General features: G+C 42.6%; 14 protein-coding genes. 10 read left to right on the plus strand and 4 right to left on the minus strand.

The window, feature by feature from the left end:
* Positions 1 to 46: 46 nt before the first annotated feature.
* The 6 genes from TW85_RS07590 to TW85_RS07620 all read left to right on the plus strand — a co-directional run bounded on the left by TW85_RS07590 (position 47) and on the right by TW85_RS07620 (position 8,303).
* Positions 47 to 2,617 carry a PAS-domain containing protein gene (locus tag TW85_RS07590; protein ID WP_046016520.1) on the plus strand — a complete coding sequence of 857 codons (2,571 nt, stop codon included), beginning with the start codon at positions 47 to 49 and terminating at the stop codon, positions 2,615 to 2,617.
* Positions 2,618 to 2,767: 150 nt separating this feature from the next.
* Complete coding sequence (locus TW85_RS07595) at positions 2,768 to 3,787, plus strand: sugar ABC transporter substrate-binding protein (RefSeq protein ID WP_046016521.1); 1,020 nt, start codon at positions 2,768 to 2,770, stop codon at positions 3,785 to 3,787.
* A 103-nt stretch (positions 3,788 to 3,890) separates the two neighbouring features.
* Positions 3,891 to 4,973 carry an ABC transporter permease gene (locus TW85_RS07600; RefSeq protein WP_046016522.1) on the plus strand — a complete coding sequence of 361 codons (1,083 nt, stop codon included), beginning with the start codon at positions 3,891 to 3,893 and terminating at the stop codon, positions 4,971 to 4,973.
* Positions 4,973 to 5,755, plus strand: coding sequence for an ATP-binding cassette domain-containing protein (locus TW85_RS07605; RefSeq protein ID WP_046016523.1), 783 nt, complete (start codon positions 4,973 to 4,975; stop codon positions 5,753 to 5,755). The genes TW85_RS07600 and TW85_RS07605 overlap by 1 nt, the downstream gene beginning before the upstream one ends.
* 118 nt (positions 5,756 to 5,873) lie before the next feature.
* The gene (locus tag TW85_RS07610) at positions 5,874 to 6,878 is read left to right on the plus strand and encodes an ABC transporter substrate-binding protein (protein WP_052701997.1); all 1,005 of its coding nucleotides are present in this window, start codon (positions 5,874 to 5,876) and stop codon (positions 6,876 to 6,878) included.
* A gap of 783 nt (positions 6,879 to 7,661) precedes the next feature.
* Entirely contained in the window at positions 7,662 to 8,303 is a 642-nt protein-coding gene (locus TW85_RS07620) for a hypothetical protein (RefSeq protein WP_052701999.1), read from the plus strand.
* Positions 8,304 to 8,360: 57 nt separating this feature from the next.
* On the opposite strand, the gene TW85_RS07625 is transcribed toward TW85_RS07620, so the two are convergent.
* On the minus strand, positions 8,361 to 9,053 hold the full coding sequence (locus tag TW85_RS07625) for an SGNH/GDSL hydrolase family protein (protein WP_046016525.1): 693 nt from the start codon (positions 9,051 to 9,053) through the stop codon (positions 8,361 to 8,363).
* Positions 9,054 to 9,234: 181 nt separating this feature from the next.
* Here TW85_RS07625 and TW85_RS07630 point away from each other — a divergent pair, with 181 nt between their 5' ends.
* From TW85_RS07630 to TW85_RS07640, 3 genes are all read left to right on the plus strand, one after another.
* Positions 9,235 to 9,807 (plus strand): hypothetical protein, encoded by a 573-nt coding sequence (locus TW85_RS07630; protein ID WP_046016526.1) that lies wholly within the window; start codon positions 9,235 to 9,237, stop codon positions 9,805 to 9,807.
* Between the two features lie 46 nt (positions 9,808 to 9,853).
* Entirely contained in the window at positions 9,854 to 10,366 is a 513-nt protein-coding gene (locus TW85_RS07635; protein WP_046016527.1) for a DUF6653 family protein, read from the plus strand.
* 148 nt (positions 10,367 to 10,514) lie between these two features.
* Positions 10,515 to 11,672, plus strand: coding sequence for an alpha/beta fold hydrolase (locus tag TW85_RS07640; RefSeq protein WP_046016528.1), 1,158 nt, complete (start codon positions 10,515 to 10,517; stop codon positions 11,670 to 11,672).
* A 110-nt stretch (positions 11,673 to 11,782) separates the two neighbouring features.
* Here TW85_RS07640 and TW85_RS07645 read toward each other — a convergent pair whose 3' ends face one another.
* A complete protein-coding gene (locus TW85_RS07645; protein WP_202904838.1) occupies positions 11,783 to 12,484 on the minus strand; it encodes an aspartate/glutamate racemase family protein in 702 nt (233 codons plus the stop codon).
* Positions 12,485 to 12,489: 5 nt separating this feature from the next.
* On the minus strand, positions 12,490 to 13,965 hold the full coding sequence (locus TW85_RS07650; RefSeq protein ID WP_046016530.1) for a Na+/H+ antiporter NhaC family protein: 1,476 nt from the start codon (positions 13,963 to 13,965) through the stop codon (positions 12,490 to 12,492).
* A gap of 250 nt (positions 13,966 to 14,215) precedes the next feature.
* Between TW85_RS07650 and TW85_RS07655 the strand changes: the two genes are divergently transcribed.
* The gene (locus tag TW85_RS07655) at positions 14,216 to 15,034 is read left to right on the plus strand and encodes a helix-turn-helix transcriptional regulator (protein ID WP_046016531.1); all 819 of its coding nucleotides are present in this window, start codon (positions 14,216 to 14,218) and stop codon (positions 15,032 to 15,034) included.
* 7 nt (positions 15,035 to 15,041) lie between these two features.
* Here TW85_RS07655 and TW85_RS07660 read toward each other — a convergent pair whose 3' ends face one another.
* On the minus strand, positions 15,042 to 15,440 hold the full coding sequence (locus TW85_RS07660) for a RidA family protein (RefSeq protein ID WP_046016532.1): 399 nt from the start codon (positions 15,438 to 15,440) through the stop codon (positions 15,042 to 15,044).
* Between the last annotated feature and the right edge of the window lie 79 nt (positions 15,441 to 15,519).

A 15,519-nucleotide genomic window follows, 5' to 3' on the forward strand; every position in this document is an offset into this window, starting at 1 on the left:
TGATATTTTCAAACTTAGCTCTCTTCAACTTAAAGCAGAGGCAAAAATGCGACTAACCAGTTTACGCCATAAAACCACAATCGCCGTCTTAGCGATCAGTCTTGTGGCGTTTTTTATGGTGGCGATTGGTTGGCAAGCCATGCGTTTAAGTGAAGCAACCTTATCTGAATTTGAAGCACAAACCTTACCCGAAATAAGCACAGCACTCACCTTAGCCGAAGGAGTTGCCCAGCTCGCCGCCATTGCCCCTTATACAGCTGAATCGGGCCGCCCCTTTCAGCTACAAAGTGAAGCAAAGAAAATAGAACAGCGCTTTTATGAACTCAGCACTGTGGCCCAAACCTTGGCTGACACAGATTTTAAAGAGGATATTTTCACTCGCCTTGGTGAGCTTCAAACTAGTCTGTCTGAGCTCATCTCTTTGGTCGAAGAAGAACTATTTATTCGAGAAGATAGCCTAGCGCTGCAATTTCAGATTCGAGCTCTCGCTAAATCTCAATTGCCGTTAGCCATTAAATCGGATGTCGGCTTAAGTTGGTTATTAGACCTTATCGAACGACCTAAAATCACGCCTTCTTTAATTATTGATGAACTCAACCTTTTAAATCATCCCTCACCCATAGTGGTCGAAACCGCCCAAAGCTTGCACCAAGCCCATATGAGGCTTGCCGCCATACAGGAAAGAAAGAACTATCTATTAATTTCTGTCAGAGCTAAGTCCGAGCAACTTAGCCAGCATGTTAGCCACTTTGTAGGCGGCCTTCAGAAGAAAGTGAGCCAGCAAAGACAGTCTGTGGCAGATGTAGTGAGCTATGGTCAGAGTTGGATTTTAGGCATTTCTATCTTTTTACTGTTAGGCCTAGCGCGTTTGTATTTTTATAGCCGAGGCATCACCCATGACCTTGGTGTGGTAACAGCCGAAATGTCCTTATTAGCACAAGGCAGTATCGACTCAAAGCAAGCCAAGATTAAACGTAATGATGAGATAGGCACGCTCGCTGATACCTTTGATGTGTTTCGCCAAGATGCAATACGTCGACAAGAAATGACAGCAGAAATGTCCAAGCAAAAAGACCTATTAGAAACCATCTTCAATAATATCAATGATGGTTTGAGTGTATTCTCCTCCCAAGGTTTATTAGTGGCATGGAACCCAAGATACGAAAGCTTATTTTCGTTTCAGCCAAACCAGCTTTATTTGGGTATGCCTATATCTCAAGTGCAAAACCTATTAAATCAGCAAAACCCAAGCACAGATCCAAACCCTGAGTTTCTATTACAAGATCTCACTCAAGACAGATACCATAAAAGCAAGCAGTTTGAGCAGCATTTTAGTTCAGGCAAGGTGATTGAGTTTCGTAGCCAGCCCATGCCAGAAGGCGGTTTTGTGACCCTATATAGTGATCTCACCGAAAGAAAGAATGTTGAGCAACAACTACACCAAGCACAAAAAATGGACATGCTTGGTCAGCTTACAGGCGGTGTCGCCCATGACTTTAATAATCTTTTAGCCGCAATTATGGGCAACCTTGAGATGCTAGCAGATTCTGGCAACTTTAATGCCGATCAACAAAAGTATCTAGATAGAAGCATCGCCGTCTCGGAGAAAAGTCGTCACCTAGTGCAACGATTACTGGCCTTTAGCCGCCGCCAGCCGCTTTTTCCTGAAGCAACTCAAATAGATGCTCTGATTGAAGGCATGTTAGATCTTATTGCTTACAGTGCAGGGCAAAACATCAAAGTCATACCTAAACTTAATTGCCCAAATGCCCATTGTTTGATCGATGCCTCCCAACTTGAAAATGCGTTATTAAATCTCGCCTTAAACAGTAGCGCTGCCATGCCTAACGGCGGAGAACTTAGCCTTGAAACTCGCTTGTGCCAACTCGTCAAGACAGATAAGAGTCTAGACACAAACCAGAAGCAACAAACGGCCATCATGATAGAAATAAAAGATACAGGGCTTGGGATAAGCCCCGAACTTATCCCCAGAATTATCGAGCCCTTCTTTACCACAAAACCCATAGGTCAAGGCAGTGGGCTAGGATTAAGCACCATTTATGGTTTTATAAAACAAAGTGGCGGTGAGTTAGAGATCATCTCAGAACCTAATCAATGGACTAAAGTACGTCTTATTTTACCTTTGATGAAAGCCGAGCCTTTAAGTGAAAACACTTCTCTTAAAGACAAGACAATAAGAAATACAGATCTGTTTAATAACGATTACCCTGATGCCATGTCAAAAGAGCCTTTAGAAGCTTCTTTCCCAATGCAGGTAGGACAAAGAGTCTGGCTTGTAGAAGATGACCTTCAAGTCGCCAATGTGCTCGCGGATCAATTACAAAGTTTAGGCTTATCAGTAAGCCATTTTGAAAGCGCAGAGGACGTATTGGATATGCTAGAGCATGACAGTGCAGATCTTATTTTGTCAGACATCAATTTAGCTGGCGAAATAAACGGCATCAGTCTCGCTCATCAAATAGATAAGCCAATTTTATTAATGTCCGGCCTACCTAAAGCACAATTAGAGCAAGAGTATCATTTATTATCATCAGACCACTTCCTTCAAAAGCCCTTTAATATCAATACACTAAAGGAAATATTTCAGCTAAGTTAAGCTTATATTTCAATTATTACAAAGAAACTTTCATGCTGAAATTCGCCATTAGTTTTTGTTTTGCATAGTGACTAAACAGCCAAATGACAGGCTGTAACTGGCAGCCACTGCCAGAAATAAAACAACAAAAACAATTTTGGAGTCACTATCATGAAATTTTCTTTGCGCAAGCTTGCAGGTGTTATCGCCCTTACCAGTCTATCCACCAGCGTACTCGCTGAAAGCGATATTATTGGTCTTATCACCAAAACCAATACCAACCCTTTCTTTGTGAAAATGAAAGAAGGTGCACAGCAGAAAGCCAGTGAGCTTGGGGTTGAGTTAAGAACTTTCGCAGGCCGTTATGACGGCGATAATGAATCACAAGTTCAAGCCATAGAAAACCTCATTGCCTCTGGCGCAAAAGGCATTCTCATTACACCAAGTGACCCTGCTGGTATTGTACCTAGCATCCAAAAAGCCCGTGATGCAGGTCTATTGGTTATTGCCCTAGATACCCCATTAAGTCCAGCCAATGCCGCAGACATGACCTTTGCCACAGATAACTTTAAAGCAGGTGAAATGATCGGCCAATGGGCAAAAGCACGTATGGGCGAGAAAGCAAAAGATGCCCGTATTGCACTGCTGGATCTTAGCACTAGCCAAATTACCGTCGATGTTGCCCGTGACCAAGGCTTCTTAAAAGGCTTTGGTATCGACATTAAAAATGCCGGCCGTATTGGGGATGAAACCGACCCAAGAATTGTTGGCAATGATGTGACTCAAGGCTCTGAAGAAGGCGGTCGCCGCGCCATGGAAAACCTTCTACAAAAAGATCCAGGCATTAATCTGGTTTACACCATCAATGAACCTGCCGCTGCAGGCGCTTATGAAGCCTTGAAATCCTTTGGGCTTGAGAAAGACGTCACTATAGTTTCTGTCGATGGTGGCTGCCCTGGTGTACGAAACGTACGTGATCATGTGATTGGCGCAACCTCCATGCAGTTCCCATTAGAGATGGCATCACAAGGGGTAACCTCTATTGTTGAGTTCGCTAAAACAGGTACACGCCCTAGCGCTTCTGACGGGTTAGATTTCTTCGATACTGGGGTACAGCTCGTAACAGACAATCCAACTCAGAGTGTTCAATCAATTAACTCAAACACTGGCCTTGCTATGTGCTGGGGTTAACTTTCCTTAGATCAAATAGCATTTTGAATTGAAAGCCATCTCCTTGCCTTTAGTCAGGTAATGCATACTCGACTAAAGGCCTTTTTACTGCTCGGAGTAATCTATGAGTTCTGTTAAACCCAATACCTCAACGCCAGTACTTGAACATGATCAAGTGGCGGATAACACCGCTGGGTATGTGGCAAATTTTTCAGTGAAAGAAAGCCCTATATTGCGGCTCAAAAAGTTTCTTCACACTTACCCTATTGCTGCTCCCAGCATCGTTTTATTATTAGCGATTTTTGGCTTTAGCCTGTTAATTGGTAACCGCTTTTTACACCCTTTTAACCTGTCGCTTATTCTGCAACAAGTAACCATAATCGGTGTTATTGGGGTCGCCCAAACCCTGATTATTTTAACCGCAGGTATCGACTTATCCGTCGGCGCTATCATGGTGCTCTGCTCTGTGGTGATGGGCCGTATGGCCATAGATTTAGGCCTAGAAGCTTGGTTAGCTCTCGCCCTTGGTATTTCTGTCGGCGCCCTAGCGGGATTTATTAATGGTCTGCTCATTACTCGATTAAAAATCCCACCTTTTATTGCCACCCTAGGTTCCTGGAATGTCTTTTTCGCCATTAACCTCTGGTATTCAAAAAGTGAAACCATTCGCTCGCAAGACATCTCCTCTATCGCCCCGCTTTTACAATGGACAGGAGAAACCATTAACTTTTTTGGCGCTAGATTAACCTACGGCTCCTTGCTCATGTTAGGTCTCTTCTTTTTAATCTGGTACGCACTTAACTGGACCTCTTGGGGCCGACATGTTTATGCCACAGGGGATGACCCAGATGCAGCGCGCCTAGCCGGTATTCAAACCAATCGCATCCTAATGTCAGTCTATGTGCTTGCAGGTATTGTCTGTGCCGTCGGAGCTTGGGTGTTAATTGGCCGAATTGGCTCGATCAGCCCACAAGCAGGTTATACCGCTAACTTAGACAGTATTACGGCTGTGGTGATAGGTGGCTGTAGTCTCTTTGGAGGACGCGGTTCAATCTATGGCACCTTGATTGGCGCCCTAGTAGTCGGTGTATTTAGAAATGGATTAGCCCTTGCTGGTGTCGATGTGCTTTGGCAAGAATTTACCGTGGGGATATTAATCATCTTAGCTGTTGGCGTTGACCAATGGATTCGAAGAGGAACGGCATAATGAGCATAGATTATCAACAAACACCTGTATTAAAAGCCTCTGGTCTAGTGAAATGTTATGGCAGTGTGACCGCCATAGATAATGCGGATTTCGAACTTTTCCCAGGAGAAATTCTTGCTGTCATTGGTGACAACGGTGCAGGCAAATCTTCTTTGATTAAAGCCCTCTCAGGCGCCTTGGTGCCTGATGAAGGCGAGGTCTGGTTAGATGGGCAAAAAGTTGCATTTAATACCCCCATGGAAGCCCGTGAATTAGGCATAGAAACCGTCTATCAAAATTTGGCCGTCTCTCCTGCCCTAAATATTGCGGATAACCTCTATTTAGGCCGTGAAATTCGCAAGCCCGGTTTTTTAGGTAAATATCTAAGAATGCTAGATAAAAAAGCCATGGAGCATAATGCCAAAGCCAAGATGACAGAACTAGGCTTGCTCACCATTCAAAATATGAGTCAGGCCGTTGAGTCTCTTTCTGGTGGCCAACGCCAAGGGGTCGCCGTCGCTCGCTCTGCCCTCTTTGGTAGTAAGGTGGTTATCATGGACGAACCGACCGCTGCCCTTGGGGTAAAAGAGTCTCGTCGCGTTCTCAATTTAATCAAGGAAGTGCGTGATAGAGGCTTACCCATAGTACTTATCAGCCACAATATGCCCCATGTGTTTGAAGTAGCCGATCGTATCCACATCCACCGTCTTGGCAAGTGTGCAGGTATCGTCACGCCACAAAGCCATAGTATGTCTGATGCGGTTGCTATTATGACGGGCGCAATGGAAATTGAAGCCGCCTAAAAGCTAAATAGTAGAAACCTTGGCATAGGCCCTGATTCATCGTCTAATGAGACAAGATCAGGGCCTAATTTTGCTGCAATATAAACAGGATGTTCGTTTAAATAGTATGAGAAACAAGATGAGACTGGACACAGATGCCAAAGGCTTAATACTAAGTTTTGCTGGTAAGATAAAAACAAGACTGACACTTATCAGTAGCTTTCTCCTTGCTTGTTTAATGGCCCTTGGCTTTACCAGTTTTTCAGCAACCGCCTCCAACCCAGCCAAATTACAATCTATCGGCATCAGTGTGGCGGATTTAGGTAACCCGTATTTTGTCCAATTGATTGAGTCCGCGACCAGCCGCGCCGAATCCCTTGTTGGTCAGCCAGTAAAAATGTTGATTCGCTCAGACGCTTACGACCTAAAACGTCAAATTACCCAGCTTAATTATTTTATCGAACAAGACGTCGACCTGATTCTACTCACAGCCGCAGATGAAGAAGGCATAGCCCCCACCATAGCCAAAGCACAAAGAGCCGGTATCAAGGTGATTGCAGTAGACGTTAAAGCACGTGGTGCTGATGCCACTATCACCACAGATAATATTCAAGCGGGCGTCATTGCCTGTGAATATCTCGCCAAGCGTATGAACTACCAAGGTAATATGGTCATTATTAATGGTGTTGCCGTTTCTTCTGTTGTTGAGCGTGTAGCTGGCTGTAAATCAGCGATCCACGCCTATCCAAAGATAGTGCTGTTAAATGATCAGCTAAATGGCACAGGCAGCATAGATGGCGGCATGAAAGCCATGACCTATTTAATGGAAGCTTATCCAAAGATTGACAGTGTATTTAGTATTAATGACCCAACCGCATTAGGCGCAGTCCGCGCGGCTAAACAAGCAGGTCGTGATGACTTTATTCTTGCCTCTGTGGACGGTGCCCCTTTTGCCGTTAAACTAATTCAATCGGGCAACAGCAATTGGGCAGCCACAGCCATGCAAAAACCTAGCTTGATGGCCAAAAAAGCCGTCGAAATTGGTTACCAGTTATTACAAGGAAAGAAGGTCGAGCCTAACTATATTCTGATTCCCGCAGAGCTTGCAGCACAAGAGGTTGAGAATAAAAGTGATGATTGGTAAGGCCTTCTTTTTTCACAGGATCATTCTCTTGATATGAATAGATTATGGTAGTAGTTTGTTGTTTTAATTGAATAAAATAACCAATAACTGGATTACACATTGCAATGCGAAGAATAAGCGTAATTCCAATTAATACCTTGTTAGCTACTAACTGGAACTTAGAGCATGACGATTTTTGGCTTTTTAATTTTTATTGTCTTAGCTGTTAGCCTATTTTCGCTAAAATATATTAGGCGTTACGTGAGATCAAAGCAGTCACTTCATCTAAAGAAGTTTACTGTGGTCTGGATCTTTACCCTATTTTTTATTGGTATCACTTTGTATGCTCATTATCCGATTACGAAAGACAGAATAATTGGGCTGTATGAGATAGATAATGAATTTTACTCGGGTCCAAATGCCGACTGGCAAAAAGAACATTTCTCCTTCGAAATAACAGAAAAAAGTGAATTTCTCTTTCACGAAAAACTGAAAGATGGAAGTGTTAAAACAGTTCAGGGTAAATTGAATGGTATAGACACTCCCCACCGATGCTATATCGAATCGCTTTAGATAGAGAGCACCCTCTAATAGATCCATATCCTGCTCTATATAGAGGTAATAGAAAGTTTTACTATGTTTTCGAGTCTAAGTTCGGAAACATGTTTTATCGAAAAGTCAGATAACTAACAAAAAGCATTGGATGCAGAAAAATAGCTCATGATTTGGATATTAATTGAGATGTTTAGTGATTTCTAAACGTCTATAAAGCCATTCCAAACCTAATAAAAAGAGACCTTCATCTTGCCTATTTCACTCAATCACTTAGATCAAGTCGTCCAGATTATTAAAGAAAAGTCAGCCGATAAGCGACGCTTTATGATCGCGATTTCAGCTTGCCCTGGTGCAGGTAAATCGACCCTCTCCCAGCAATTATTGTCACATTTGGAAGGGGCTAAAATCGTACAGATGGATGGTTTTCACTTAAGTAATGAAGCGCTATCTGACAAAGGTCTACTCTCACGAAAAGGCTCTCCCGCTAGCTTTGATCTTTCAGGTTTAAAACACCTGATAAAGAGAATCAAACAGGCAAGCTCAGATTCTCAGGAAAGCATTTATGCCCCGCGCTTTGATCGTGATTTAGATGCGTCTATTGGCTCTGCTGTCGCAATTGAAAGCCGAGATAAATATATTCTGATCGAAGGGAATTACCTGCTTTTGGATCAAGAAGGCTGGCGCGACCTTAAAGCAGACTTTGATTTATCCCTCTTTTTAGAAGTGGAAGAGAGCACACTTATTGCGCGCTTAACCAAGCGTTGGTTAGATTTAGGTTTAGATGAAAAAACCGCCTTATCTAAGGTACAGAATAATGATGCCTTAAATATTAAGACGGTGAATGATTATTTATTGGCACCAGATATCTTTTTAAACACAGCCAGCACTTAACAAACGCTATTTCTAAACATGACTAGCTCTAAACACAACTAGCATTATAAAAAGCACTTAGTTCGAAAACTGACTAAACAGTATCCTCTGTTTTATATATTCAGCAATGGATAAGGCCAAGCTTTCATGCGCTTGAGCATCCCAATGAATGCCATCCAGATCAGAGCTTTTAATCACTTGGTTAGCATCGAGAAAGTTACACTGATACAACTCTGCTTGAGCTGCAAATTCATGGGCTAAAAATTGAGATTTTTGCGCACCACCATCATAAACAGAAACATAAGGCGGACACTCTTTAATCTCTGGCGGCGAAACTAATAAGATCTTTATATTAGAAGATCTAGAAGAAACGCTAGCAATAGCCTCTTGGCTAAAGGCTTGAATCTGTTTAATAAGCGTACCTGCGCCTGCGCCAATGTCTGCTGGAGACAAGTTAAACTTAGCTTTTAAATCATTGGTGCCCAGTATGATAATCACAAGTTCAGGCTCATGGATGGCTAACAGAGGTTTGAGGTAAGTAAGCCCTGATTTATCCCCATCAAAAGGGGCATTTTTAATCAAGGTGCGATTCGGTTGGCCTGCCTCCATGACGAGATATTTACTCTCAGTTTCTTGGTTAATGTCATCCGGAGATGACATATTCAAATATACACCGAGCAGAAAGCTCCAACGTTCATGATCAGCATAACGCCCGCCCTCGGGTTTTGTCCCCCAGGTATTTGAATCGCCAAAACACAGAACCTTTGTCATCAACCCGCTAACCTTTCTTGAACCGTTAATTTAACCTTACTCAACATTTTACTCATATCTCTCTGAGTACAACATGCCTATTGCATTTAAACGGGTGCTCAAGCGAAGACTTGATTGTCTAACCTCAAACCCCTAATGTCGTCTTTTACTTAGCATAAATAAAAATAAGGTAAGTCAAAGCATGTTAGTTCGAGTCTGTCTGTTAGTCAGCGTCTTTAGCTTTTTAGTGGGCTGCTCTAGTGCATTAACACCCTATACTGATAACCCAGATCAAAAACTCTCTTATGCTTACTATTTAATGAACCAAGATAGAGTCTATTCAGCCCAGCGTTTAGGTGAAGAAGCATTAGAAGACTTCACCGCACTTAATGATAAATTTGGCATGGCTGAATCTCATATTTTTCTGTCTAGCTTATATAAAAAACATGCGAACCCTACTAATCCAAACTTCCACTTGGTAGCCCCAGACTTTGACCCTAAAAAGGGTAAAGCCATTTTTCACGCCGAACACTCCATCAAGCTATTTTCTCAGCTTGAGCATTTAACTCAGGTGGCAAAAGCCGAGTTTGTATTAGCTAATTTTTATATCTCCACCAATAAGATCACACAAGGCTGCGAATTTTATGACAAGAGCCTTATTAGCTATGACAAAGGTCTAGCACTTGAACCTAATTCTGGCTTTGAGATTAACAACCCACACTATGATAATTTCCCAGAAATGGTGAAAGCTTTCAGAGCAGATCATTGCGCTTAAAATAAAACATTGATTATCCCCTTCTAACAAGACGAGCTGTGAGAAAATGGATTTAACCCGCTTAACCGAACGTTTGATGAGCATGGATGACGAAACTTGGAAACGTCATTCAAACCCTTGGAGTGTTTATACAAGGTTTTCAATTCTTCCGCTTATCTCTATCGCATTTTGGTCTAGAGAGTGGATTGGCTATTACAGCATTATCCCCATATTGCTTTCTTTTATTTGGGTTTGGCTGAACCCAAGGCTATTTAACGCACCAACTAACACCAACAACTGGGCTTCTATGGGCACCTTTGGTGAACGTATCTATCTAGAACGAAACAAGGTGGCGATTCCTCATTATCACCTCACGCCAGCCCTCTTACTGCAAGTGTTATCAGGCCTTGGGTTACCTTTCTTTTTCTATGGTTTATACAGCTTAAATATTTGGGCACTCATGCTCGGCAATCTCTGGATCATGGTTTTCAAAGCTTGGTTTGTGGATCGCATGGTGTGGTTGTATCGGGATATGAAGGAAACCAATCCAAAATATTTGAATTGGTTAACTAATGATTAGATAAGTGAGCTGAGCTTTTCATCAAGGTAAAATAAGCGGTTAGAAAGTCATCATCAGAATATAAATTGGCGCATTTGGCGAGTTAGCTCACCTATCTAGCTATTTATAATAGGATGAATTTATTACTTAAATTCGGGTGTCCGCTTTCATGAAAATGCTTTTTTCCTTTTTTGGTTTCGCCCTTCTAGCCTTGATCCTATCTGGCTGCGCTACTAATGCTACAAAGTCTAATACACTTCATCTCTCCCAAGAGTACTACAACTATTTACAGCCCACTTTTGCTGATTATTTAGCGGTAACACAAGACTGGTTAGCAGAAAATCGAGACTTCATTTCAGATGATCATCAAAAAGAGCTAGATATGAACATGCCTTTTGAACTCAAGCCGACACAACAAACAGATAAAGCCATTTTATTAGTGCACGGTTTAAGCGATTCTCCTTTTAGTTTCTCTGATTTAGCAAACTCCTTAGTTAAACAAGGCTTTTATGTACAAGTCCTCTTGCTTCCAGGACACGGAAGTAAACCAGATGACATGATGTTAACCGGCTACCAAGATTGGCAAAATATTGTGGATCACTATGCAGACCTTTTAAAACAAGAGTATGGACAGGTTTGGTTAGGCGGCTTCTCAACAGGTGGAAACCTAGTGACTATTCATGCCTTAGACCAAGGCGACATTGAAGGTTTGTTACTTTTCTCACCCGGTTTTCAATCAGTCACACCTAAGTTAGAAAAGTTCACTCCCCTCTTAGCTGCTTTTTGGGATGGCTATAAAACCGAGGAAACCAATTTAACTCGCTACAATTCAGCGCCACTTAATGGCGCAATTGCTTACTCACGCAGTGCCAGTATTTTACGTCAACGCTTAAAAGAAGTTCAGGTTAAGATTCCAACCCTCATTAGTATCAGTGAAGCAGATAGCATCATTGATGCAAACGCCGTTAAAAGGCTTTTCAAAACCCGTTTCAACAACCCTAAAAATCAACTCATTTGGTATGGCAAAGAGACGGCACAATCAATACAAATTAAAGCCTTATCCATGATGTTAGCTGAGCATAAGATTAGCACTGGCTCACATATGAGCCCCATCTTTGCCCCTAGCAACACCTATTATGGCGAAGAGGGTGAGATGAGAATATGTGAGAATGGTTTTGAGTCCGAAGAGATTGAAGCTTGCTTTCAAGGGGAGCAAGTTTGGTTCTCGGCTTGGGGGTATCATGAAGTTGGAAAAGTGCATGCTCGTCTCACTTGGAACCCTTATTATTCTGAGCTTGAACAGGATATTTCTCGCTTAACTCACTAACGAGGCTAAGCAGTCACTTGATAGAAGAACATAAAAAAGAGGCCTGTTAAGGCCCCAAAACATGTTAACAGGCATGTGGGTGACAGCCTGTTAACATCAAAGCCACATGGCTATTGTGCTTGTGATAACTTAGCTAGTTCTTGTGCGACTAGGTCTGTCACATCGATAAGTTGTTTGTGCGTTTTAATGGGAATCAAAGGCAGCTCGGTACAAGCAAGTAGCACTAAATCTGCCTCTAACGAATCTACCAATTTAGTAAAAGATTCACAGATAAGAGGCATGTCACCACCATAGGTTTTCACATCATAAATCAGTTGATGTAAGCCTAGATCAGGGTCTGGCACTTCCACCTCAGCAACCTCTTTAAGCTGTCGATAAGGAGACCAATCACCAAGGTCGGTCACAGGATCTGATCCCAATAGCGCAACCTTTTTGATGCCTTCTTGTTCTAGCTTTTGCTTCACCACATCCCCAAATGACACTAGCTTAGATTTTAAGGCCAAGGCTTCTAACTGCGGCTGATAATAGTTCAGGGTATTGCAAGCAATGGCATAGTAGTCCACCTGTTGCGCCACTTCATTTGCCACTTGAGACAAGGTTTTCCATACCTTGTCATCATGTAACTCAAGCTCCATGGAAAGCCCTAATAGCGGCTCTGAGATAATATTCACCATGGGCGCATCTAAATCCCCTTTAAATGCTTCTCCCATCAAGTTTTTGTTGGCTTTTAATACCTTATTCCACATGTCCAAACCAGCTTCTGGCCCTGACCCTGTGATAATGCCTAAGCTGGCTCTCTTACTATTTCTCATCATGCTTACGCCTTGGCATTCTGTTCAAAGGATTGCTTAGCTAAAGCTGCTTCCTCTTCATTCGCTTGCTTCTCAAGTGCAAGCTCAGTGTCTGATTTCTCATCCGCAAAACGACGCCCCCAACCTGTGATAATGGAGAAAGTCATCACAACTAATAGCACCCAGGCATATATGATCCAAGGTGTCATTTCGATCGGTGTTAATGCAGGGACGCCCTCAAAAGATTCCGCCGCTTTAAAAGATAAACCTGACGCAAATAATAAGGCTGCTGACCAAGGTAATGAGTAAACCAAAGTACAGGCCATGCTATCGATAATATTGGCACGACGATAAGGGTGCAGACCAAATTTTTCACCCACAGGTTTAGCATAAGAAAGGCCAACCGCTAGAATAGCTGGGGCGTTTATGCTCATCATAGAGGAAAGGAAAAGGGATAAACCCGCCGATGATGCCTCGGCGCCACGAGGGCTATTTACCATGCCTTTTAGTAAGTTGATTAATCTATCACTACCACCACCATCTAACATCAGGCGAATACCACCTGCGAGCAGTAAGACTAAGATGGATAAGTCTGCCATCCAGCCTGCAACACCATTAATTAAGGCTCCGTCTTTTACTGAGACAAAGGCTTCTAAGGTATTAAGTCCAGACACCACAGCCACCAGCATGCCAAGCAAAATACCTATGGTCGTGGCAAAGATCACATCACCCTTTTTCATCGCCACATAGATAGCCGCTAGCGCAGGAATCAACATGATCAAGCCTTTAGGATCCATATGATCCGCCAGTTGCTCATAAGGCACACCAACAGACGAGCCTTTACTTAATAGACTAAAGACAACAAGCAAGACTAGAGTTATCGCACCAGCGGTTAATGAGTATCTAAGACGAGAACGAACAACGCCGCCGATATCCGTATTTTGGCTGGCTGCAGAAGAAATTGTGGTATCTGAAATAGGCGCAAGGTTATCACCAAAAGCTCCACCACCGACGATAGCACCAGCCATCAAGAAAGGGTCAGCACCTAACAAAACACCTGCTGGATACAAGACACCCATGCCTGCGGCAATGGTGCCAAAACCAGTTCCGGCTGCGGTGGCAAAAAGCGCACTGGCCATAAAGCTGACTGCTACAAAAACAGTGCCTGTTGCGCCTGTGTGATAAGCCGCCCACAAAATGCCATCCACGAGACCAGAGGACCTTAAAACAGTGGCAAAGATGCCTGCGAAAATCCAAGCTGCGACTGGGGCGATTGCCACCTTACTCGCCATGCCTTTCATAATGGTTTCGCTATACAAGGATTTATCTTTTGCTAATAAGAAGGTGCCTAAAAGTCCGCCTAAAATGCCCACCCACATGCCTTGTATAGTAGCCTCTTCCAACGCAGTTGCGACATAAATCGCGACAATGACAAAGCTTAGTATGGGTAAAAATGACGCCCAAGGGCCACCATAGAAGCTCAGTTTTGGTTGATTTGTCATACTCTTTTCCTCGATCTTTTTTCTTATTTAGGAAGTTGGCGCTCATTTATCTATGCCTTTAAAAGGCAGATAAATCAGCTGCTGAGGTTTAGTAAAACAAATGGATTTCACCTGAGGTATTTGACACCTTGACCTTAGTTGGCGCACTTTGGCGCAACTAGTACTCCAAAGTGCGTCTTTATTAGTCGCTCCTTGCCCTGCTATGCTTATTTCACACCTTGATGTTTGAATTCGCTTAGGTCGGTAAATCATGAATGAAGATTTTGCTCAAAACTTGAGACTGCTCTGTAGTTATTACAAATCCATAAGCGAAGTAACCCAACGTTTAGGAATAAGCCGACCTCAGTTTAATCGTTACTTAAGTGGCAAACACAAACCCGCCGCCAACACTTTGCGTCGTATTTGTGAGTTTTTTGATGTGGCCGAACATGAGCTGCATTTGCCCCATAGCCAGTTCGAAAGGTTGGTACAAGTCAGTCCAAGGCAAACAACTAATGACTCTGACAGTATTGAGTCAGCACACTTCAATCAGCTACAACAAAAGTCGAGCCCTGAACTAGATAAGTATTTAGGCTATTACTTTGAGTATTACTACTCTATGGGCAATCCAGGCAAAATTCTAAGATCTCTCGTGTGTCTCGAGAAACAAGGAGATAAGGTGGTTTTTCAACGTACAGAAAGGCTAATAGAAGGCAAAGAGAAATGGGATAAAGAAGTGTGCCATTGCAAATACCTCGGCATAGCGTATTACCTCTCCGATCGTATTTTTATGATGGATTATGAATCACTCACATTTAATGAAATTACCCAAACCATCATGTTCCCGACCTTTAAAAACCGCATCAGCTGGTTACATGGTTTGCGCTTAGGCGTATCGGCCAGTGATGAGCGTATGCCTTCAAGCTCAAGAGTATTGATGGAATATTTAGGTACTAATATTAACTTACGTAAAGCGCTCGCCATGTGCCGATTTTACGAGCCCCATGACCAAGATATAGACGAAGCCATTCAAGAGATGATCAATAATCAAGGCCCTAACGATCATTGGAACTTTAGAGCCAAGGCTTAGGGATGAATCACCTTAGTGCGATAGCATTTAAACTAATTGGTCCAGTTATCAGGTTAGCCTGAGTCAGTGGAATATGAGTAATATCTGGTAAGCCATTTTGACCATAGTATTTGCTGATTTCCTCATGACAGACACATAGCTTAATGGCGTCCCAATCTTCAACCAGTATTGAAATATTAATAACATTGTCCATAGCTAGGTGATGGCTCTTTAAGGAGGCTTGCAAGTGATCAATTGCACGCTTTACCTGATCACGAAAGCCCCCTTGCGTATCCTCTTTTTGCTGCTGATTGTGACCCGATACAAATACCAAATCTCCCTCTAAAATCAATGATGATATTTCTTTTTCCATATGAGTATCTGACCTAGAAAAATCGCTCTCAAGAGAGTCATTCGATTGGCTCATTAATACACACCTATTTCATATTGTTTTCAAAATTTCGGCCAGTATAATTGTTAAAGTTAACTTTAAGTCAAGTCATTTA

Origin of the sequence: Marinomonas sp. S3726 (assembly GCF_000967665.1) — a bacterium.
Taxonomy (GTDB): Bacteria; Pseudomonadota; Gammaproteobacteria; order Pseudomonadales; family Marinomonadaceae; genus Marinomonas.

Coding starts and splice junctions, on each gene's coding strand:
- TW85_RS07590 (WP_046016520.1), top strand. CDS start 47: ATGCGACTAACCAGTTTACGCCATAAAACCACAATCGCCGTCTTAGCG.
- TW85_RS07595 (WP_046016521.1), top strand. CDS start 2,768: ATGAAATTTTCTTTGCGCAAGCTTGCAGGTGTTATCGCCCTTACCAGT.
- TW85_RS07600 (WP_046016522.1), top strand. CDS start 3,891: ATGAGTTCTGTTAAACCCAATACCTCAACGCCAGTACTTGAACATGAT.
- TW85_RS07605 (WP_046016523.1), top strand. CDS start 4,973: ATGAGCATAGATTATCAACAAACACCTGTATTAAAAGCCTCTGGTCTA.
- TW85_RS07610 (WP_052701997.1), top strand. CDS start 5,874: ATGAGACTGGACACAGATGCCAAAGGCTTAATACTAAGTTTTGCTGGT.
- TW85_RS07625 (WP_046016525.1), bottom strand. CDS start 9,053: ATGACAAAGGTTCTGTGTTTTGGCGATTCAAATACCTGGGGGACAAAA.
- TW85_RS07630 (WP_046016526.1), top strand. CDS start 9,235: ATGTTAGTTCGAGTCTGTCTGTTAGTCAGCGTCTTTAGCTTTTTAGTG.
- TW85_RS07635 (WP_046016527.1), top strand. CDS start 9,854: ATGGATTTAACCCGCTTAACCGAACGTTTGATGAGCATGGATGACGAA.
- TW85_RS07640 (WP_046016528.1), top strand. CDS start 10,515: ATGAAAATGCTTTTTTCCTTTTTTGGTTTCGCCCTTCTAGCCTTGATC.
- TW85_RS07645 (WP_202904838.1), bottom strand. CDS start 12,484: ATGAGAAATAGTAAGAGAGCCAGCTTAGGCATTATCACAGGGTCAGGG.
- TW85_RS07650 (WP_046016530.1), bottom strand. CDS start 13,965: ATGACAAATCAACCAAAACTGAGCTTCTATGGTGGCCCTTGGGCGTCA.
- TW85_RS07655 (WP_046016531.1), top strand. CDS start 14,216: ATGAATGAAGATTTTGCTCAAAACTTGAGACTGCTCTGTAGTTATTAC.
- TW85_RS07660 (WP_046016532.1), bottom strand. CDS start 15,440: ATGAGCCAATCGAATGACTCTCTTGAGAGCGATTTTTCTAGGTCAGAT.